The organism is uncultured Campylobacter sp. (assembly GCF_938045775.1).
Lineage (GTDB): Bacteria > Campylobacterota > Campylobacteria > Campylobacterales > Campylobacteraceae > Campylobacter_B.
On sequence record NZ_CALIBH010000188.1, the window covers coordinates 1 to 19,996 of the forward strand.

The 19,996-nt window shown below is 48.9% G+C and carries 18 protein-coding genes and 1 pseudogene; 2 read left to right on the forward strand and 17 right to left on the reverse strand.

Going from position 1 to position 19,996, the window contains the following annotated elements; all coding sequences use genetic code 11:
• Positions 1–340: 340 nt before the first annotated feature.
• From Q0238_RS07360 to Q0238_RS07410, 11 genes and pseudogenes are all read right to left on the reverse strand, one after another.
• The gene (locus Q0238_RS07360; protein ID WP_297944524.1) at positions 341–1,129 is read right to left on the reverse strand and encodes a TIGR02757 family protein; all 789 of its coding nucleotides are present in this window, start codon (positions 1,127–1,129) and stop codon (positions 341–343) included.
• Complete coding sequence (locus Q0238_RS07365) at positions 1,126–2,178, reverse strand: RsmD family RNA methyltransferase (protein WP_363317128.1); 1,053 nt, start codon at positions 2,176–2,178, stop codon at positions 1,126–1,128. Before Q0238_RS07365 ends, Q0238_RS07360 begins: the two co-directional genes overlap by 4 nt.
• An 18-nt stretch (positions 2,179–2,196) precedes the next feature.
• A pseudogene (locus Q0238_RS07370) lies at positions 2,197–2,550 on the reverse strand (RsmD family RNA methyltransferase); the annotation flags it as partial.
• Complete coding sequence (locus Q0238_RS07375) at positions 2,543–2,869, reverse strand: hypothetical protein (RefSeq protein ID WP_297944528.1); 327 nt, start codon at positions 2,867–2,869, stop codon at positions 2,543–2,545. The pseudogene Q0238_RS07370 and the gene Q0238_RS07375, both read right to left, overlap by 8 nt.
• Positions 2,869–3,960, reverse strand: a complete 1,092-nt coding sequence (locus Q0238_RS07380; protein ID WP_297944531.1) for an SAM-dependent methyltransferase — start codon at positions 3,958–3,960, stop codon at positions 2,869–2,871. The genes Q0238_RS07375 and Q0238_RS07380 overlap by 1 nt, the downstream gene beginning before the upstream one ends.
• Positions 3,957–5,126 (reverse strand): acetylornithine transaminase, encoded by a 1,170-nt coding sequence (locus tag Q0238_RS07385; RefSeq protein WP_297944534.1) that lies wholly within the window; start codon positions 5,124–5,126, stop codon positions 3,957–3,959. The genes Q0238_RS07380 and Q0238_RS07385 overlap by 4 nt, the downstream gene beginning before the upstream one ends.
• Entirely contained in the window at positions 5,123–5,740 is a 618-nt protein-coding gene (locus Q0238_RS07390; RefSeq protein ID WP_297944538.1) for a TRIC cation channel family protein, read from the reverse strand. The genes Q0238_RS07385 and Q0238_RS07390 overlap by 4 nt, the downstream gene beginning before the upstream one ends.
• 586 nt (positions 5,741–6,326) lie before the next feature.
• Positions 6,327–7,373: an alpha/beta fold hydrolase gene (locus Q0238_RS07395; RefSeq protein ID WP_297944541.1), complete on the reverse strand. Its 1,047-nt coding sequence runs from the start codon at positions 7,371–7,373 to the stop codon at positions 6,327–6,329.
• A gap of 68 nt (positions 7,374–7,441) precedes the next feature.
• Complete coding sequence (locus Q0238_RS07400) at positions 7,442–8,029, reverse strand: NUDIX hydrolase (RefSeq protein WP_297944544.1); 588 nt, start codon at positions 8,027–8,029, stop codon at positions 7,442–7,444.
• Positions 8,014–9,393 (reverse strand): magnesium transporter, encoded by a 1,380-nt coding sequence (mgtE, locus tag Q0238_RS07405; RefSeq protein ID WP_297944546.1) that lies wholly within the window; start codon positions 9,391–9,393, stop codon positions 8,014–8,016. Before mgtE ends, Q0238_RS07400 begins: the two co-directional genes overlap by 16 nt.
• Positions 9,394–9,401: 8 nt before the next feature.
• Entirely contained in the window at positions 9,402–10,571 is a 1,170-nt protein-coding gene (locus Q0238_RS07410; protein WP_005871954.1) for a peptidoglycan DD-metalloendopeptidase family protein, read from the reverse strand.
• A gap of 139 nt (positions 10,572–10,710) precedes the next feature.
• Between Q0238_RS07410 and Q0238_RS07415 the strand changes: the two genes are divergently transcribed.
• On the forward strand, positions 10,711–11,439 hold the full coding sequence (locus Q0238_RS07415) for a plasminogen-binding N-terminal domain-containing protein (RefSeq protein WP_177386883.1): 729 nt from the start codon (positions 10,711–10,713) through the stop codon (positions 11,437–11,439).
• Entirely contained in the window at positions 11,432–12,814 is a 1,383-nt protein-coding gene (locus tag Q0238_RS07420; protein ID WP_297944549.1) for an FAD-linked oxidase C-terminal domain-containing protein, read from the forward strand. Before Q0238_RS07415 ends, Q0238_RS07420 begins: the two co-directional genes overlap by 8 nt.
• 633 nt (positions 12,815–13,447) lie before the next feature.
• Here Q0238_RS07420 and Q0238_RS07425 read toward each other — a convergent pair.
• The 6 genes from Q0238_RS07425 to ilvC all read right to left on the reverse strand — a co-directional run bounded on the left by Q0238_RS07425 (position 13,448) and on the right by ilvC (position 19,973).
• Positions 13,448–14,134: a tetratricopeptide repeat protein gene (locus Q0238_RS07425; RefSeq protein ID WP_297944551.1), complete on the reverse strand. Its 687-nt coding sequence runs from the start codon at positions 14,132–14,134 to the stop codon at positions 13,448–13,450.
• Positions 14,135–14,922: 788 nt separating this feature from the next.
• Entirely contained in the window at positions 14,923–15,300 is a 378-nt protein-coding gene (locus Q0238_RS07430; RefSeq protein ID WP_297944554.1) for an EthD domain-containing protein, read from the reverse strand.
• 446 nt (positions 15,301–15,746) lie between these two features.
• Positions 15,747–16,139 carry a Holliday junction resolvase RuvX gene (gene ruvX, locus Q0238_RS07435; protein WP_297881429.1) on the reverse strand — a complete coding sequence of 131 codons (393 nt, stop codon included), beginning with the start codon at positions 16,137–16,139 and terminating at the stop codon, positions 15,747–15,749.
• An 835-nt stretch (positions 16,140–16,974) separates the two neighbouring features.
• Positions 16,975–17,763, reverse strand: coding sequence for a DNA-processing protein DprA (locus Q0238_RS07440; protein WP_297944558.1), 789 nt, complete (start codon positions 17,761–17,763; stop codon positions 16,975–16,977).
• Positions 17,747–18,937, reverse strand: a complete 1,191-nt coding sequence (locus Q0238_RS07445; protein ID WP_297944561.1) for a divergent polysaccharide deacetylase family protein — start codon at positions 18,935–18,937, stop codon at positions 17,747–17,749. The genes Q0238_RS07440 and Q0238_RS07445 overlap by 17 nt, the downstream gene beginning before the upstream one ends.
• Positions 18,938–18,950: 13 nt before the next feature.
• Positions 18,951–19,973, reverse strand: a complete 1,023-nt coding sequence (gene ilvC / locus Q0238_RS07450) for a ketol-acid reductoisomerase (protein ID WP_297944563.1) — start codon at positions 19,971–19,973, stop codon at positions 18,951–18,953.
• Positions 19,974–19,996 lie beyond the last annotated feature (23 nt).

The following is a 19,996-nucleotide window of genomic DNA, read 5'->3' on the forward strand; positions in this document are numbered from 1 at the left end:
CGCCGAAAAACGCCGCCGCAAAAAGCACCGCGAACTGCCAAAGCTCAAGCTCCATCTTTGTCCTTTTTTCAAATCACGCAGGCACGCGCTATGAGCGCCTGCTAGAATTCCGCGCAATTACGATCGCAAACCGCTCATACGCCGCAAAGTGCATACGGGCGCCTGCTAGAATTTCGTGAAATCCTATAAAATTTCGCGGAATTATATCGGATTTTGCTACACGGCTCCCGCTTAAATTTTATGAAATTTCGATGCGCCATAGCAAAATTCCGCCGCACACCCGCACTAAAGCTCCATAAAATTTCATCGCCCCGCTTGTATCAAATAAAATTCCGCCGACTTACTTCGCAGTTTTATCTAAACTCGCGCTTAGTTCGGGTAAAATTTTATCTATCTCGCCGCTCTGTCCGAGGCGGTACAGCGCGAAGTCGTATTTGATGGGATCGCTCGGATCGAAGCGTCTTAAGCTTTGCGTGAGCTGCAAAACAGCCTCGAAATCGTAACTCTTGCGATCGATCAGCCCAAGCTTAAGCGAAACTTTATGCGTGTGGGTATCGAGCGGGATGAGGAGGCGCGATTTTTCGATCTTTTTGTACAGCCCCAGATCGATGTCGCTGTTGCGTACCGCCCAGCGCAGGAAAAGATTGTAGCGCTTATACGGCGACGTGGGCTTTTGCGAGAAGCCACGCCCGAAAAAAAACTCATATCCCGGGCTGCGGTAGGGATTTAGTTTGTAAATTTCGCCGATTAAAAAATTTATCCCATCCTCGATCCGTCCGCTTTTTTGCATACCGCAAAGCACGCTCTCTTCGATGCTGAGGCTGTTTTTAAGCCGCTTTAAAGTTATAAAAATTTCAGCGACGTCGCGCGGGCTTTGAAATCTATACTTTTTGCCCGCAAGCTCCGCTCTCATGCGCTCTTCACTCCCGTCCAAAAGCGAAAAATCAAGCGATCGGAGGAATTTTAAAATTTGAGCCGCGCTCCCGTAAGCAAACAGCGCGCAGATAAGCGCCGCGACGTCGTTTCGATGTCCCTTTGCGACCTGCAGCGGATCGGGCGCGCCGAAAAGATCCGCGTCGCAATTTTTCAAATCGGCGTAATAATCTAAAATTTGCTTTAAGCTTTTCATTTTGCGTAGTAACTCATCGTCGTAGCGCCGAATTTGCGCGATTTAAGTAGTGCGAAATCGCCGATTTTAAGCGGCAACTCAAGCTCGCTCATATGCTCGATCGCGATTAGCAGTTCGCACTGCGCGGAGCCTAGGCGCGCTATCAGCGCCAGCACGCGCTCGTAAATCCCGCCAAAGCCCTGCCTGATCGCAAACGGCGGATCTAGATAGACAAACACTCTGCGCGCGGGATCAGAGATGGAATTTTCTATGGAATTTGCGGTATGGCTTTCGCTAGAATTTGCAGCAGAGCATTCGCCTAAACCACAGGCTAAATTTTCACTGGAATTGACAGCGAAATTTTTTCCTAAACCACGGGTTAAATTTACGTTTGGGCGCGAATTTCCTCCACAGCTAACGCCAAAATTACCACTAGAATTCGCAGTGGAATTTTTTCTTGAATCATAGATGAAATTTGCGTTTGAATGTAAATTTTCTCCGTAGCTAGTGGCAAAATTCTCGCCTAAATTTAAGATTTCTTTCTCTTCACAGCTCGCGCCTAAGCCCGCACCGCGATTTGCGTCAAAATTAGAACTTTCGCCGCATTTTGAGCTTAAATTTACGCTGCGATTAGCGGTCTCGGCGTCGCTAGCGTCGTATTTCGAAGCGCAGTTATCGTCAACCTTTTCGCCAAAGCTTGCGGCGTCCGTGGCTAGCGAATTCATGCGGTATTTTATGCTAGAAGCGCCCGCATAATCGCCAATCTGGGCACAATCGCCAAAGCCCTCCTCGCCTGTATAATCATCATTTACGCCGCTCTGCGCGCCTTTTTGAGTACTGTCCGATATACCGCTTCGCATGCCGCATTTAGCTAAATTTTTTATGTCGCTTTGCGCTTCTACGCTTTGCGCGGCGCGGTATCCGTCCTCGCCCTGCTCTACGCTACTAAAGCTTTTGCGGCATCCGTCTTTTTCGCCATCTAAATTTTCGCAGTAGGCGGCGTCGGCAGTGCGGTTTTTGAAATTGTTGCCGCTTAAATTTAACGAATTCGCGCCCGAGCGTCCGTTCATGCCCGCTTGCAGCTCGTGCAAAATTTCGGGTAGTCGCTCGAAGCAATCGCCCAAAATCGCATTTGCGCCGAGCCCGAAAAGCTCGAAATTTTTCCGCATTATCTTATGCGCGGCGGCGTCCTTTTCGATCGCATAAACATTTTTTGCGCCGCTACTTAGCGCCTCAAGCGCCATCGCGCCGCTACCGCCGAAGCACTCGATAAACGCCGCGCCGCGCAACTCCGCCCGCCAAGTATCAAAAAACGAGCCCTTTACGATGCTTTTCGTGCTGCGCGTGCTCGAAAGTGCGGGCAGAGCGAGCTTTTTACCCTTATAAATGCCGCTTGAAATTTGCGTAAAGAGCGTGCCGTCAGGTTTGGAAAATTTAGCCATTTTGCCTTCTTAAAATTTCGATGATTTTTGCCTTGAACTCATCAAATAGCGCGCAAATTTCAACTTCTGCCGCGTCGTATCCACTAAGATCCACCCGTAGCGAACTTTGAAAATCCTCTAGCCTCGATAACAACATCTGCTTTGAAAACGGCAGCGCCAAATCCCCGTCCTCGCCGATCAAAAATAGCGGTTTTGCCGAGCTTTGCGGCTCATCGCTTATTATAAAGTCGCAATCCTGCGCACTTGCGGCATGGCCTTTTAAAAACAGCTCCAGCGTCTTTTGTAAAATTTCGCAGTCGCAATCGATAAAAGCTTTCATCAAAGCCCCTTTTTAAATTTTATCATCTTAAATTTTTCGCCAAACTCAGCGCGCAGGTGATTGAACTGCAAAAGCGCGTTATGATAGCCCTTCTCGCCGCTTTTTTGCATAAAAAGCTCTAAAAGCTGGACCGCGCCGAAGTCCATCAAAGCCGCGATCTGTCTTTTAAAATCCGTCGCCGCTGCACCTGCGTCCTCAAACGCCGCACGTAAAATTTCAAAATTTACGTCGTAGGTAAGATCGCTTTTGCCGTAAAAATCGCTCAAGTTTTGCACCTCAAAGAAACCAAAAACTTCGTGATTTCGGTAAATCCGCAGGCTGAAATCGCCGCTAGAGCCCATCTGCCCGTAATCAAAGGCGATGAAATAAAACCGCTGCGCGCTGGCGCAAATTTCGCGCGCAAAGCGAAAGTATCTGACCGGGATTTCACCGCGCGAGATGCCAAATCTGCGTGCAAGGGTCAAAATTTCACGTTCTTTTATGGGGGCAAATTTTGCCGCACCGCTTTCGATAAAAAGCATATTTTCGCCGTCTACCGCCTCGCATTTAAAGGCGTCAAAAAGCTCGTTTGCCACAAAGATCGCATCTTTAAATTTCGCCTCATGCGCGCTTGTGAAATGCTTTAGCGCGATTTCGCCGCCGAAGCTCTCCGCAAAGCTCGCCCGCTGTAGCTCGCGCAGACGCTCGTGCGGCTCGATGATCGCAAAGCTAAATCTATCAAGCGCCGCCGCGCCGTCTAGCGTAAAGATAGCTTGCGCTATGTCGCAAAGCAGTCGCCCGTCGTGCGAGCCGATCTCTACGATAGCAATTTTGGCGCTATCGTACTGCTTTTTTGCAGGCGCAGCGCCTAAATTTAACTCGCTCGCCGCAAGGTTTTGCCGCGACCTATCTGGGCTTGCCGCCGCGTCTAAGCTTAACTCTTGCATCGCGCCAAAATCCGCGCTTAGGCGTAAAATTTCGCGCGCGATGCAGATCCCAAAGAAGCTCCCTACGCTCACGGCGGTGTAAAAATCGCCGCTCTTGCCTATTTTAGCGGCATTTGCGTAGTAGCTCTCGTTTAGCCAGCCCTCGAAAAAATCGCTAAATTTCACGCCCGCACTATCTCGTCCAGGCTCTTGCGTAGGCGCGCAAAGCCCTCTTTGATCTCGGATTTTTTGATATTTAATGCAGGCAAAAATCTAAGGGTGCGCTTGCCAGATTTTAGGATCAAAAGTCCGTTTTGCAGGGCTTTGTTAAAGATCTCGCCCAGATTTTTTTCATCGCGTAGCACGAGGCCTTGCATCAGACCGAGCCCCACGCGCTTTTCGATCAGGCTAGGATAGTCTGCGGCGAGCCCGTCTAGTTTTTTGATAAATCTTTTTATAGTCTTATCAAGCTTGCCGCTCGCTTTTAAAAACTGAAGCTGCGAAAGCACCGCAAGCGCCGTAGAGGTCGCCAAAAAGTTACCGCCGAAGGTGCTGCCGTGCTCGCCCGGAGCAAAAATGTTTTGCTGCGCCACGCACGCGCCAATCGGCACGCCGCCCGCAAGCCCTTTAGCAAAAGTGATGATGTCGGGGCGGATGTCGTAAATTTGCGACGTCGCAAACTCGCCCGTGCGATATACGCCGCACTGCACCTCGTCAGTGATCAAAAGCAGCTTTTTCTCTTTCAAAACCGCCGCGAGCCTTTGCACGCTCGCCTTATCCAGAGGCTTGATACCTCCCTCGCCCTGAACGAGCTCGATCATCACGGCGACGCTGTTTTCATCGATGTGCGCGATGATCTCCTCGATATCGTCGAAAAATTTAAACCCGGGCATATAGGGCGCAAAAATTTCCGGATGAAATTTCTCCTGCCCGGTAGCTTGTAGTGTCGCTAGCGTGCGACCATGGAAGGAATTTCGCAGAGTTAGAATTTCAAATTTCTTATTAGGAAAGTTTACGGTGCCGTATTTGCGTGCCATTTTGATCGCCGCTTCGTTAGCCTCCGCGCCCGAGTTACAAAACACCGCGTATGTACGGTACCCTAAAAGCTCGCTAATCTTTTGGGCCAGGGCTTCTTGGGGCAGAATTCTATAGATATTTGAGCCGTGGATGATCTGCGCGGCTTGCGTGCCGATCGCTTCAAGCACGATCTCGTTTGCGTGCCCCAGGCAGTTTACGCCGATGCCCGCGCCAAAATCCACGTAGTCCTTGCCTGCTTCATCATAGACTATCGAGCCCTCGCCTCTTACTAGCGCTACGTTTACGCGCGCAAAATTATCCATCAAATAGTTCATTGTTTGTACTCCACTTTAGGCAGATGCCAAGATTTGTAATAAGCCACCATGCGAAACGCAACCCCTAAAATCAGCAAAATAAGCACCGAAACTACGCCGCTAAGCCCCAATCCATCAAGCACGAAATATATTAAGCCCACGCCCATGCTTATCGTGCCATAAAGCCCCGTATGCAAAAACCACGGCACTTCATTCAGCAGTACGTCGCGCAAAATACCGCCGCCCACGCCGTTGCAAAACGCGATTAGCACCACACCAAAAACGTTATGATTATAGCTTAGCGCAACCATCGCCCCTACGATCGAAAAGCTTACGACGTCGATCGCATCGGTTAGAATAAATAAAAATTTACCCTCTAAATCGCGGTTTTCGTAAAGCTTGGCAAAAATGGCTACGGCGCTTACCGCAAGCACGATCGTTACGGGCGCATAGTGCGTAAACGAGTAGATTTCGCGGCTTACTAAGGTATCGCGCATGATCCCGCCGCCAAGCGCCGTCAAAAACGCCGCGATAAAGATCCCAAGCCAATCGCAGCCCTTCTTTACGCCGAATAAAAACCCGCTAAGCGCCGCCGAAGCGATGCCTACGCACTCCGTAAGCTCCAAAATACTCATATCACAACCCGCTAAAATCCTTTTAAAAACGCATTTTACAACAACTAAATATAAATTTCGGTAAAGCGCGACGGGCTGGAGAAATTTAGGTGCGGTGGTATAAATTTCAGAGCGGCGGATAAAATTTGAGCGCAGCGAGTTGGAATTCTACGAAATAGAATTCCTTACAGCAGAATTTCGCTAGGTAAAATTTTACGCGGCAGAATTCTACGCGGCTAAAATACGGCGCCGTCAGGGCGTAAATATAAAATTTAGACTTGAAATTTATAAACGACTGCGGAGATAAAATTTCACAAAATTTTATCGCGGCTAAAACATACAGCGTCGCGGCCTAGCAAAAATTTTAATTTGAAATTTTCAGCATCTGCGCGCTAGAAAGAATTTAACGCTAAAAAGTCGGCTCTATACTTATGCCAACGGCACATAAATTTTGATTTGAAATTACGCCTCTTTTTGGGCGCCGTGTTTTGCCGCTATAAAATTTCATGAAATTTTACGACGATCTAGCCCGCGCGGAATTTTACGTAAAATTTTAGAATTTAGCGGCCAAATTCTGCGTAAAATTTTACGCCGAGCCGCCGCTAAATTAGCGCAGCCGCTCTTTTAAAATCTTCCAAGTCCCTGGCATTGCCAGCAGTCCATTATGCGGCGCATCTGGTATTTCATAAAATAGATCGCCCTCTTTAAGAAATCCCGCAAGATCACGGCAGTGGTGCACCGGTATCAGCTCGTCGGCGGCTCCGTGGATGAGCGTGATCTGAGTGCCGCGTGCCGCTTGCAAAAATTCCGAGGTCGGAATCTTATAGCGGATCAAAAATTTCGGTACGAAGGGGATTTTTTCGTGCGCGAGCCGCTCGAAGCTAAAATATGGCGCGAGCAAAATCAGCCGCGCTGCATCCCACTTCGCAGCCTGCTGTGCCGCGATGCCGCTTCCGATCGAGTAGCCTATCATCGCGAGCCTCTTGGGCGAATGCTGCGCCAAAACGTAACGGCTCATCGCATCGGCGCTCGCAAAAAGCTGCTGCTGCGATGAAATTTTGCCGTCCGATTTGCCGTAGCCCGGGTAATCGAAAATATAAAAATCGTATCCCAAAGCCGCAAAATCCGCGCCGTATGCGCCCCAGCCGCTCACGTCGCCGAAGTTGCCGTGAAAGAACAAAATCGCGCCTTTAGGCTCTGCCGCACTAAATTTCAGCCCGTTTATCAACCCGCCCTCAAACGGGATATTGATCTCTTGAAATTTTATCGCAGCGGAGTTTGCATTATTGCCCGCATCGCCGCTTCCTGCAGCGTTTTCACCGACGCGCTCGGAGCTAGTTTGAGCGTTTTTGTTTTTGATCTCGCCCGCTACGGCGCCGTTTTCTTTTACGCCACCCTCCACAGAAGCGTTTTCGTCCGCGACGCGGCTTGTCGCCGCACTATTTTGCGTAGCGGACGTCAATGCCTCTAAATGCTCGCCGTTCTCTGGCGCATTCACAAGTCCGATGAATTCGGAATTTTCAAAGCTAAATTTGAAGTTTTTATCTAACGGCTCGCCCAAAAATATCAGCCGCTCCTGAAAGATATAAAGTCCCGCCACGATCGCCGCATAAAGGCACGCCGCGATAATACACAGCCTAAGTAAAACCCTCATCGCCGTCCTTTAAAATTTAAAGCCGAGACGCAAAAATGCGCAGCAGCACGCGAAATTCCGTCTCGCCACTAAGCTTTAAACTCGCTCAAAAACCACTGAAACGCCAAGATCAGCCCCGGCGCGCGCACAATCTTTTCATCGAACATAAACTCTCGCGCCTTGGCCGCAGGCAGGTAGAAAAGCTCGATTTTCTCACCGTCCACGCCGCCGCCGCGACCTAGCTTCATCGATTCGTCGATACGCGCGAAGTATAAAATTTGACGGTTCGCCGCAAAGCCCAGAGCGCTGTAGTAGCTCGTGATAAATTTCAGATCCTTCACGGCATAGCCCGTCTCCTCGAGCACCTCTTCGATCGCCGTTTGCTCCTCGCTGATACCTTTGTCTAAAATGCCCGCGCAAAGCTCATAGGTGTAGCCCTTCTCGGGCGAATTTATTAAATTTTCCTCTTGATAAAACCACACGCTGGGTCGAAACTGCTTGACAAGCAAAAGCGCATCGCGCTGCGTATGGTAGAGCAAAATCGAGACGCTATCGTGCACCTTGACGCAGTCCCACGCGCGCGCCACGCCGTCCATTTCAAAATTTAAGCGAAAGGGTTTAACGAAATTTGAGCTTTTAAGCTCGGAAATTTTAAAATTTTTTATAGTAGTATCCACGTCGCAAGTCCTAAAAAGCTAAAAAATCCCACGATGTCCGTTACTGTGGTAAGCAGCACGGAGCTGCCGACGGCTGGGTCGATATTTAATTTTTTAAGCGTGATCGGAATGACGGCGCCAAAAAGCCCCGCAAGAGTTAAATTTAGCACCATCGACATCGCAATTACCAGCCCCAAAAGCTTAATGCCGAACCAAAAATACGCCACAAACCCCATCAGCGTGGCAAAAATGAGACCGTTTATAAAAGCGATCGTGATCTCGCGAAAGAGAACCTGTTTTTTGTCTTTAAACGCTATCTCGCCCAAGGCTAGGCGGCGCACGGTTACGGTAAGCGCCTGCGTGCCGGTGTTACCGCCCATGGAGGCGACTATTGGCATAAGCACGGCGAGCGCGACCAGTTTTTCGATAGTGGCGTCAAAAAGCCCGATGATCGTCGAGCTTACGATCGCCGTACATAAATTTACCGCTAGCCACACAGCGCGCGCGCGGCCTGCTTTAAAGATCGTAGTCTCGTCGTCTTCGGCTTCGTCATCGACGCCCGCGAGGTTGTAAATTTGCTCGGTGGCGCGCTCTTGGATGAGATCGTGGATATCGTCGGCGGTGATACGCCCGATGAGTATGCCGCCCACGTCGACAACAGGGATGACGTTAAGATCGAATTCTTCAAAGTCCTTGATTACGTCGTCGATCTTGTCGGTATCGGTGGCGAAGTGGATTTTGTTTTCGGCGCCGAATTTTTGTGAAATTTGCTCCAACGTGAGTGAAAAATCGTATAAAATCAGATCAGACGTCGAAAAGGTAGTAAGCAGATGCCCCTTTTTATCGAGCACGAAGAGCTGAAAGACGTTCTCGATCTCGTCCTTTTCGCGCATAACGCGCAGCATCTCGACCGCCTGCCCCAGGGTCTGATCCTGCCTAGCGCTAAAGACCTCGGTCTGCATATACGCGCCCGCCTCATCTTCGCTATATTTGGAGATAGTAAGAATATCGTGGCGATCATCCTCGTCAAGCCCATAGAAAATCTGCTCGGCCTTGTCCTCGTCGATTTCGCCGATGTTTTGCAAAAGCTCCGCCTGATCGTCGCTTTCGAGCTCCTCGATCGCTTTGACGATCTTTTCGTGAGGCAGAGTTTCGATGACGTCCTCGAGCATATGCTCGGGCATCTCAAGCGCAGCATCGGCAAGATCCTCAGGATCTAGCTTTTTTAAGAATTCTACGTATTTTTCTTCGTCGTGCTTCTTTAGAGTTTTTAAATGCTCCGTAAGATCGGCGGCACTCAGCTCATGCTCAAGCGTATCGCCTAGATGCGCATCAAGAAGCGCCTTAGCTTCCTCGACGTCGTCCAGCTGCTCTTTATTTTCCATTTTTGGCCTTAATTTATCGTGATAAGCGACTCGTAGTTTTCAAATTTAGCAGGGTTTTTCGAGCCGTCTTTAGCCGCAGCCATTCTAGCGTCCATATCTTTGACGAGAGCTTTAAATTTAAGTTCTTCGGCGCTTATGACGTTAGTTTTTTCAATCTTGACTACCTTAAGCGGATCTATAGCCTGCTTATTTTTATAAAGTCCGAAGTGCAGATGCGGTCCAGAACTAAGCCCAGTCGAGCCCACATAAGCGATTAACTGACCTTGCTTGACACTAACGCCTGCTTTTGTGCCGCTAGCAAAGCCGCTAAGATGCGCATAAAGGGTGCTGATGCCGCCGCCGTGATTGATTTCGACGGTATTGCCGTAGCCGTTTTTACGCCCTACAAAGCTAATCTTGCCCGCCCCTGCGGCATTTACCCTAGTGCCTTTGGGGGCTGCATAATCTACGCCTAAGTGCGCGCGATATCGCTTTAAAATCGGATGAAATCTTTTAGGGGTAAAATACGATGAAATTCTAGTATAAACAAGCGGCGTGATAAGTAGAAAAGATTCGACCTTTTTACCGCTTCGGTCGTAGTATTTATCATCGAAAAAATATAGCGATTTGGGCTTTTTATTTTCCTCGATCATTCCTGCGGTGATATTTACTCCGCCAAAAGGCTTGCCAAGGCGCGTTTTTTGCTCGTATAGGATCACGAGCCGATCGCCTTTTTGTAGCTTTTTAAAATTTACCTCATTTTTAAAAACAAGCATAAACTCATTCGCTAAAGCCGCATTGCCCGTAGCTTTGATGATATCTTGATAGGGTGAGCTTTCGATCTGAATTCCTAAAGAGTAGCTGTTTTCCTCATAAACTATCGGAGTATAAACGAATCTAAAAGTGCCGAATTTATCGCGGTAGATGTGGATCTGAAGCTCCTCGCTGACAGGGATTAACAGCTGAGAGACGCGACCTGCTGGATCACGCAAAATTTGACACTCCACGCCAGCTCGCACCTCAGCGGCAAGCTCCTGATCCTCTTTATCCAGGTCATAATATACAGACGCGGGAATGCCCGCAGTTTCCATAAATTGCAGAAGACTCACGCCATCGGGCCAGGCAAACTTCTCTACGCTGGGGTTGTTCGCAAAAACTACGCCTATCCACAGAAAAAGCAATATAAAAATTCTAGTCATATAAAAACCGCTTTGAAATATTATTTTAAGGCGGGATTGTAACGAAAAAACGCTTATATTTCGTAAATACCGCGGAATTTTATCGCTAATTTCAAAGTTTTATGTATAATTAGCCGAAATTTTATTCAGGAGCAGAATTTTGAAAAAAGCTTTACTTATTTTAGGTCTATTTTTAAGCGCGGCGATAGGGGCGGAATTTAACATGCCGCGATACGAAACCGCCCTACTTAGCGTAAAGGATGGTTCGGGCGAGATCACAGATAGCCCTACGATTGCCGTAGGTAGCAGTGGAGTAGTGATGCATAATTTCGGTAGCGGCGCAAGCTCCATCATCGCGCGCGCAGTCGTGACGCAAAAAAGCGCAGGCAAGGCAAAGGTGCGATTTGAGGTTTTTGATATGTTAGCTCAAGAGGCGCTACCGCTGCCTAAAATTTTACCCTCAAGCGGCGATAAAGTGATCTTAAATTTCCTCTATGACCGCGCCATAATCGTCGCGCCTAACGCTGAAATTTATGAGCAGGTTATCAAGGCTTTTCCGAATATAAATTTTATCCACCCAGATCTTGGCGGCGCCTATCTTAGCTACAACCACAAGCCAAACCCGAGCCGTGACGATTTTCGTAAAATTTGCGCGCAAAACAGCGCCGGACTGATTTTTATCGCGATGGATAAACAAGGTGTATTTGCCGACTGCGGTAGTTTCAAGCCTTTGCGTACGTTTGCTAGCGGCAGCGTAGCTTATTATCAGCTGCCATTTTACTCGCGCGTGGGCGAGATAAAGACCGTCATTTGGGACTTTACTAACGGCCCGATCAGCGATTACGACAAACACTACCGCTATTTGCTGGGCTTAGACGGCGATGAATAGCGCCGCGCGAGCGTTTTTTACAAATCTATTAGGCGCGGATAATGCCTATTTTGACGAGGCTCATCGCACAGCATACTGCTACGACGCGACGAAAAGACGCTGCCTGCCGGACGGCGTGCTTTTCCCGCGAAGTGAGGACGATGTCAGTCAAATTTTAAAATTCTGCAACGAAAATTTAATCCCTGTAGTTCCAAGAGGCGCAGGTAGCGGTTTTACGGGTGGATCTTTAGCCGCAAACGGCGGAGTGATTTTGGCATTTGAAAAACATATGAATAAAATTCTAGAAATCGACATGCAAAATCTACTCGCCGTAGTCCAACCCGGCTGCATAAATATCGATCTGCAAAAAGCAGCCGCAGTGCACGGGCTTTTTTATCCGCCCGATCCCGCAAGCCAGGATTATTCCACGCTAGGAGGCAATGTCGCCGAAAACTCCGGCGGTATGCGCGCCGCAAAATACGGCATCACCAAAGACTACGTAATGGCACTGCGTGCGGTACTGCCTAACGGAGAGGTGATCCGAGCGGGCAAACGCACTATCAAAGATGTCACAGGCTTCAACGTGGCAGGAATTTTAATCGCAAGCGAAGGTGCGCTTGCCGTCATCACCGAAATCACGCTCAAACTAATCCCAATGCCAAAGCTTAAAAAAACCGCGATGGGCGTTTTCCCTAGCGTAGATGCAGCAATGAATGCCGTGTATAAGACAATGGCAGCCGGTATCACGCCCGTGGCGATGGAATTTTTAGACGCGCTGTGCATAGCCGCGGTCGAGGAGAAATTTCATAAAGGCTTGCCGAAGGGTGCGGGCGCGATTTTGATCTGCGAAACAGACGGCAATTTAGAAGCAGTGCTTTTGGAGGAGCTCGCGCTCATAAAAGAAATTTTCGTTCAAAACGGCGCGAGCGACTTTCGCGTCGCAGAAAGCGAAGAAGAGCGTGCGGGCATTTGGTTTGCGAGACGCAACTGCTCGCAGGCGATCAATATCTACGGCACGCTTAAGCTAAATGAGGACATCACCGTTCCGCGCTCGCAGCTGCCCGAGCTACTGCGCCGTATCGCGCGCATCGGCGATAAATACGGCGTGCGCGTGCCCTGCTTCGGGCACACGGGCGACGGCAATGTCCACACCAACGTCATGATCGCCGACAAAAAGGACGAAGCTCAGGTGCGACGCGGACATGACGCGATCACCGAAATTTTCAAAGCTGCAGTTGGTCTTGGCGGTACGCTCAGCGGCGAGCACGGCATCGGGCTAAGCAAAGCAGAATTTATGCCACTAGCTTTTAGCGCAGCAGAGATGGAGCTATTTCGCGCAATCAAAAGGGCTTTCGATCCAAAAGGCATCTTAAATCCCGGAAAAATGGGGCTTTAAATTAGGATCGTCATCCAACTTCTACGGTGATTTGAAATCGATTTATCCCACTTATCTCATCTAAAATTTTACTTTCTTACAATATGCCTACTTAAAATTTATCTTGCTTGCAATTTAGCTTATTTACAGGCTAATTCGAGTTAGTTTTAAGCTTGATCTACCCATTTACAGATCGATTTTGCTTGCTTTGCGATGAATAATTTTACTTGTTTATTGATAGATTTCATCCACTTGATAATTGATTTTACTTACTTCGCAGATTGATTACCTTGTGCGATCTTTTTCGGATATTTTTGCCATATCAGCTGTGATTACATAGCTACTCGCTAGTTTGCGCAATTTTTTCTCTTTCAGGGATGCACTAAGATTATGATGAAATCCCTATATCGCGATGGATAAGTCTATGACAAGTCAAAATTCTGTCAATAAAATCCACAGCATAGATTAAATTCTAACTTCCAAGATACTGAAATTTTAAAATCACTATCTATCGATATTATCGCAATATGCGAAATTTCAGCAATAAAATTTAAAGACGAAATTCCACGGAATTTCATAAAATCCTATAAAGCTCCGCAAAATTTCTACGCTAATTTCGATCTCACCGTATTATCATCTAGCTAGCCCTGCCATCTATTTAGTAGCATTAGCCTCGCTTGCATTTATTTTATTCATCGCAGCTACTACGTTGCAGCTAAACTCAGCTCCCAGCTTGCAGGCTTTGTCGTAGTAGATCATCGCCTTATCCAGATCTGGCTCGCCAAATTCCTTCTTTGAATACGCTAGCCCAACCCTTTGGCATCCCTCTGCCAAAGCAGCATCGCAAGATTTGAGGAAAAACTTAAGAGCGCCCTGATAGTCTTTTTCTTCGTAGCTAGCGACCGCAGCGTTTAAGCAGCCCTCGCCTAGTCCCAAATCGCATGATTTGGCAAAAAATGCGAACGTATTTTTCTTATCGGCATTTTTATAAGAGATTATCGCGGCGTTGTAGCAAGCTTTGGCAGCTCCCAGCTCGCACGCTTTGGAATAAAACCGCGCGGACTTGCCCTTATCTTTTGTAGTTTTATATAAATTTTGCTCGTCATAATATAAATCCCCCGCGATAGCACAGCTATTTTCTAGCCCCGCTTCACAAGCTTTTTCAAACGGCTTTTTTGCCGCCTCATAATCGCGCTCCTCAAGCAAATACGCTCCGTAGTCTTCGCACGAATTAGCCCTACCGATGCCGCATCCGACAAACGAGACCCCTTGCGGGAAAAATATCTGCGCGAGCAAGTAGGCTGCTACGATTAGTGCGGTAATCGACGCTAAGATTTTCATTTTTGCTCCTTTTAAATTTTAAAAATAATTATAGCAAAAAGCGAGGGATAAAATTTTAATTTTTGATAATAGCTGTGAAATTTCCGGCGAAATTCCTGCAAAATTCCTATCAAAATCCCAAGCAAAATTTTTGAATAAAATTCTAAACGGAACTTTGAGCGGAATTTCAAAAAGACAAATTAAAATTTTAATTGCAAGATTGTTTTTATGGCTGGCTGCCCCACTTTTTTACTCGCACGTCTATGCGGCATCCACGGCGCCTGCAGTATTTATAATAAAGCATTTAATCCTGAGGTCTGAAACACCTACGGACTCTACAATGGTAATTTATCAGGGCGACAATCTAATGCGTAAAATATTTTGTTGCATACCAAGCCCGCGACAAGCATCTTGCCACGCCCTAGAAAACTTTTGAAAATTTCGCATTGCTGCTTAAAAATTTTAAAAAATTTTATGCCACCGCCCTTTAAGTTTTATCTTAGAAATAGGCTTTTCTATGCCAAAATCGTGGGCTTAATGCACCTTTAGGCGTTTTGGCTCAATACCCAGGATTCTTAGATCCACACCACTTAGATATATGAGCCTTAAAAATAACTTAGGCCGCGCAGTATCTGTATCGCGCATGTAAATTTCATCATGTAAGCCGCACCCACACATCATCCATGAGCACTATATTTGCCGCGATTCCGCGCGCTGTATGCCAAAAAAGCGTATCGGTCATGAGCGATAAATTTCCGCTTTTCGCCGCTTACACGATCCATGAAATTTTATCCTCTCGGTCTTTAAATTTACGCTTTTTTGGAGCCGAACTCTATCACGGCCTCCTCCTCGCCGAACCACATCACCGAGTTTTTCATATCGCAAAACTTCGCCTCATCCGCCATCAGCTCCGCTAACACCACTCGCGCTACCTCGCTGTTTCGTGCGTCCGCAAACGCCTGCACGCTTTCATACCATAGCTCGCCCATCGCGTCGTAGCCAAACGCCGCCGTCTCACGCTTGGTGCTCTGACCCTCGGGAAAGACGGGAATAGTTTTTGCGTAACGGATAATATTTAGCTCTTTTTGATTAGCCAAAACCTTTTGCGAATGCGCCTCCCAGTGCGCCAAAAACTCCTGCTGCGTGATGTTCGGCGCCCTTTTTACTAACATCGTGATCTTAAACATAACCGCTCCCTAAATGAAATTTATCGCAAAATTTGCGCCCTATTCTATGATGCATACGCGTTTTTGCAATTTTGCTTAGCATTCTTTTCGTCTAAATAGACCTTGAAAAAACTTAAAATAGCAGCCGTGCGCGCGAGCACAAATCGCCAAAATGCATAAACCTCGCCGTTTACAACTTAAATCGCTGTCAATCTCACTTAGTTTAACTACCTAAAGCGCCATTTACGGCTACAGTCAAAATAAATTCCGCAGGCTCTTTGCGGGCAAAGTAAAATTCTGCCAAACCTTAGTGGACGATAAAATTTTACCAATCTCTAACGAGCATAAAATTCCGTCCGTTTTAGGCGAGCGAGTAAAATTCTGCGGCCTTTCAAACGGCGACAAAACAGACGAGCGGCGGTTTTATCTTTCACCGCCGCGCGCAAATTACGTTGCCACGCACGCGCCTAGCCCTTGCTCGACAAAAACCTTTGCAAAATTATCGTCGCGGCGATGCTATCAAAGCGCGCGTACTTGCCGCCGCCCTTAGCGCCTTTGCTCGCAAACTCCGCCGCTTCAGCGCTCGAAAAGCTCTCATCTTGAAATTTTATCTCGCCGTCAAAATCCAGCAGCGAGGCGAAGTGGCGTATGCGCCTGCTCATCTCCTCCTCGCTCGCCCCGCCGCGCGGCACGCCCAGCACGAGCACGCTGGCGCCCTTTTCGCGCAGCAGTTCGCTTAGCTCGCGCGCGGCTTGGGTGCGGTTTTTGCGCAGGATCGGCTCGCACGGAAGCGGCGTCTTATCATCCGGTGCCGCCGCCACGCCGATACGTTTAAGCCCAAGATCGATCGCAACTATCAAATTTCATCCTTTGCTAACATCAAATTTTGCGGAATTTCGCCATTAAAATTATGCCACCAAAATTCCGCGATCGGAATTTCATAGCTAAATTTTATCGCAGAATTTAGCTGCGGAATTTATGAAATTTTATACGAAATTGACATAAATTACACTCGCTCGCGCCGCTTGCGAGCTATTAAATTTAGCGTGCCACGAGCTTCAAATTTTAAAATTTCGATCGCCACGCCCGGCTCAGCACACCCCCGCTACATCCGCGCGAGCCGCACATAAGCGACACCCAAACTCACGGCGGGCATAAACCTTGCCGTGCAGATGCCGGACGTGCAACCAACCCACCCCATGTAAAATCAAAATTTTAAAGCAAACCCGCATTCACGCGGCGGAGCAGATACAAGCCCCCCCCCTACGCTTTATAACTCGTAAAATTTTGCCGCAGTGACCAAAATTTTCTCTTGCGACAAATTCAGCCTACCACACTCGCGCTGAAATTCGTAGCCAAATTTACCCGCAAAAATTTAGCACGATAGGCAAACAAACATTTAAACGCTATTTCAGAAAATTTCATGCATTTTAACACTTAAATTCTGCGCCGCAAAGTATTTACAAATCTCGCGCGGCATTCACAAACCGATCATTACCGCAATCGGGGCGAGTGGCACTACACAAACAAGCCGCGCGGGTTTGTTTTAAGCTCAAGCGTTACTTGCGGAAAGCAAAATTTTACCGAGCCGCCTTTTTCTAAATTTAAACTCCGGCCGCGCAGACTACGCGCCATGCAAACACGCTATGCCGGCAGGCGGCGCCGATCAAACCGCGACGAGCAAGCGCCCGCCGGCTACTTTGCCACGATCTTTGCGCCTAAAATTTCGATCTTGCCTTCAAGCTCGTATTCATAAATTTTATCGCCGAAGCGCTCGATCGCCGCTTGCAGATCGGAATTTAGCGCTAAAAATTCCATCACTTCATCCTGCACGCGCTCAGTATTTTGCAGCGTCTGCGGAGCCAAAGAGGCGACAAACTCGCCAAAATCCGCAATCAGCCGCGCCTGAGATTTTGCGAGCAGATCATTCGTGCCTGCGCTCTCGTCCATTCGGTGCGGCAGCACGTACACGGGCACGCCCATCTCGCGGGCTAGGCGCGCGCTTTGCAGCGAGCCGCTGCGGGGTTCGGCTTGAGCGACGATCAGCGCTTCGGACAGCGCTACGACGATGCGGTTGCGCTGCAAAAACTGAAATCCGCGCGCGCTCACGCCGTCCTCATACTCGCTAAGCGCGAGACTGCGTTCGTAAATTTTGCCGATCATGGCGGCGTTTTGCGCGGGATAAATTTGATCAAGGCCGTTGCCAAAAACCGCGATCGTGTTTGGAAACGCCCCTTCGTGCGCGGCTATGTCGCAGCCGATCGCCGCGCCGCTTACGACGCAAAAGTCCGCATCGCTCAAAGCGCGCGCGAGGCGCAGGATCAAATTTTTGCTATAAACGCTCATCTTGCGCGAGCCCACGATCGAGATGCGGCGCTTTTGTAGTAGCGCGGGCTCGCCCCTAAAATACAGCCGCGCAGGCTCGCTCGCGCCGAGCCTTGCTAGGCTTGGAATTTTAAAACTGAGCTCACTCGTAGTACTCATAAATTTCGTCCAAATAGACCAAATCGACCTCGCCTAGGATGTCGGCGCTGTTTGCAAGCGCACGCAAAGTGGAGTTTTTGGGATGGCCGATAGCGATGGCGTAACCCTGTTTTTTAGCAAGCGTCACGGCTTCGCGCAGCTTTTTACGCACCGCAGCGACGCTGTTTTGATTATCTAAAAACACGTCGCGATGCACGTATCGCATGCCGAGCCCATTCATCGCCGCCTTAGCCTTGGTAGCGGGGCTCGTGCGCGAGTCGATAAATAAAAATCCATGCTCGTTCATCGCGCGCAGCAGGTTTTGCATCGCGCGCTCGTCGGCGGTAAATTTAGAACCGGTGTGGTTGTTTATAAATTTAGCGTTCGGAAAGTCCGCGCGCAGCTTCGCTATGACGCCGTTTAGCTTCTCGTAATTATCCGAAGCTCGCAGCGTAGCGGAGTTATTTTTGGCAGAGCTCGCCTCCATCGGCAGGTGGATCGCGTAATGCTCAAAGTCGCGAGCAAGCGAACGCGTGTCCTTGCGCTGATACTCAGGCGGGAAGATGGACGGCGTCACGCGCACGGGCAGAGCGGCGATCTTTTGCGCCTGCTCGCCGGTGCCTACGTCGTCGATGATGATCGCAAGCTTTGCGCGAGAGCCTGCGGGCAAAGCCTTGCGCGGCGATTTAGAAAGATCGTCCGCACCGCTAGAAGCACGGCTTTGTGCGGTAGAATTTATGGAATTTTCTGGCGCGGAATTTGCCGCGGTAAAATTTACGTCAGGTCCGCCGCCCGCTGAATTTGCGGTGGCGAAATTTGAGGAAGCAATAGAATTTGCGGAATTTTGCGAATTGTCGTTTGCGGAATTTTCTCCTGCGGAATTCCGCCGTGCGGGCTCGATACTCATCTTCGGCGTAGTTACGTTTTGCTCGGCGATCTTATCAAGCTCCTTTTGAATCAATGCTTCCTTCTGTGCAGCGCTTAAACGCGGCTTTTTACCGCGAGAATCGGAAGTGCTTTCGGGAGTTTGTTTGCGCGAGCTTTGCTGCAACGCGGCTTTATTGCCTGAAAATACGAGATCCAAAACCGCGTAGGTAACCGCACCGCTTAAAAAGCATAAGATTACGACAAAGGCGATCGTTGCGTAGTTGATTGGGCGCTTTTTGCGGCGCCCGCGTGGATTTGTATTAGCCAAAGCTCAGCCGAAATCAGTTTTTATCTTTATTTACGAGCTTACCCTTAGCAATCCACGGCATCATCGCGCGAAGCTTATCGCCGGTTTTGGTAAGCAAGCTGTTTGCCGTGATGTTGCGCTCGGCGTTCATTCGCACGTAGCCCGCCTTGCGCTCAAGGATGAAGTCTTTTGCAAATTTGCCGTTTTGGATCTCTTTTAGCACCTCTTTCATCGCCGCTTTGCTGCTTTCGTTTACGACGCGGTTGCCGCTTACGTAATCGCCGTATTCTGCGGTGTTTGAGATCGAGTAGCGCATATCAGCCATGCCGCCTTGATAGATGAGATCCACGATCAGCTTCATCTCGTGCTGGCACTCAAAATACGCCATCTCAGGCTCATATCCAGCCTCGACGAGGGTCTCAAAGCCTGCGTTGATGAGCGCGCAAAGTCCGCCGCAAAGTACAGCCTGCTCGCCGAAAAGATCGGTCTCGGTTTCTGCTTTGAAGGTCGTTTCGATGATGCCGGTGCGGCCGCCGCCGATCGCGCTTGCGTAACTTAGAGCAAGCTCCTTGGCTCTGCCGCTTTCGTTTTGCGAAACAGCGATCAGCATAGGCACTCCGCCGCCGCTTACAAACTCGTTGCGAACAGTGTGGCCGGGAGCTTTCGGAGCGATCATAATGCAGTCGATGCCCTTTGGAGGGACGATCTGTCCGAAGTGGATATTGAAGCCGTGCGCGAACGCGATCGCGTTGCCCTCGCTTAAATTCGGCTCTATCTCCGCTTTGAAAATGTCGCCTTGAAACTCATCGGGCGTTAGGATCATTACGACGTCCGCGGCTTTCGTAGCTTCGCCGACGCTCATTACCTTAAAGCCCTTTGCCTCGGCCTTGCTCCAGCTCGCGCCGCCCTTTTTGAGGCCTACGATGACCTCTACGCCGCTATCTCGCAAATTTTCGGCGTGAGCGTGTCCCTGCGAGCCAAAGCCGATCATAGCGACCTTTTTAGCCTTGATGAGGCTCAAATCACAATCTTTGTCGTAAAAAACGTTTATTGCCATAACGCATCCTTTTTTAAAAATTT

What these genes read in the sequence shown, in the direction of transcription:
- Q0238_RS07360 (WP_297944524.1), bottom strand. Translation starts at nt 1,129, where the DNA reads ATGAAAAGCTTAAAGCAAATTTTAGATTATTACGCCGATTTGAAAAAT.
- Q0238_RS07365 (WP_363317128.1), bottom strand. Translation starts at nt 2,178, where the DNA reads ATGAACGGACGCTCGGGCGCGAATTCGTTAAATTTAAGCGGCAACAAT.
- Q0238_RS07375 (WP_297944528.1), bottom strand. Translation starts at nt 2,869, where the DNA reads ATGAAAGCTTTTATCGATTGCGACTGCGAAATTTTACAAAAGACGCTG.
- Q0238_RS07385 (WP_297944534.1), bottom strand. Translation starts at nt 5,126, where the DNA reads ATGAACTATTTGATGGATAATTTTGCGCGCGTAAACGTAGCGCTAGTA.
- Q0238_RS07390 (WP_297944538.1), bottom strand. Translation starts at nt 5,740, where the DNA reads ATGAGTATTTTGGAGCTTACGGAGTGCGTAGGCATCGCTTCGGCGGCG.
- Q0238_RS07395 (WP_297944541.1), bottom strand. Translation starts at nt 7,373, where the DNA reads ATGAGGGTTTTACTTAGGCTGTGTATTATCGCGGCGTGCCTTTATGCG.
- mgtE (WP_297944546.1), bottom strand. Translation starts at nt 9,393, where the DNA reads ATGGAAAATAAAGAGCAGCTGGACGACGTCGAGGAAGCTAAGGCGCTT.
- Q0238_RS07410 (WP_005871954.1), bottom strand. Translation starts at nt 10,571, where the DNA reads ATGACTAGAATTTTTATATTGCTTTTTCTGTGGATAGGCGTAGTTTTT.
- Q0238_RS07420 (WP_297944549.1), top strand. Translation starts at nt 11,432, where the DNA reads ATGAATAGCGCCGCGCGAGCGTTTTTTACAAATCTATTAGGCGCGGAT.
- Q0238_RS07425 (WP_297944551.1), bottom strand. Translation starts at nt 14,134, where the DNA reads ATGAAAATCTTAGCGTCGATTACCGCACTAATCGTAGCAGCCTACTTG.
- Q0238_RS07430 (WP_297944554.1), bottom strand. Translation starts at nt 15,300, where the DNA reads ATGTTTAAGATCACGATGTTAGTAAAAAGGGCGCCGAACATCACGCAG.
- Q0238_RS07440 (WP_297944558.1), bottom strand. Translation starts at nt 17,763, where the DNA reads ATGAGTACTACGAGTGAGCTCAGTTTTAAAATTCCAAGCCTAGCAAGG.
- ilvC (WP_297944563.1), bottom strand. Translation starts at nt 19,973, where the DNA reads ATGGCAATAAACGTTTTTTACGACAAAGATTGTGATTTGAGCCTCATC.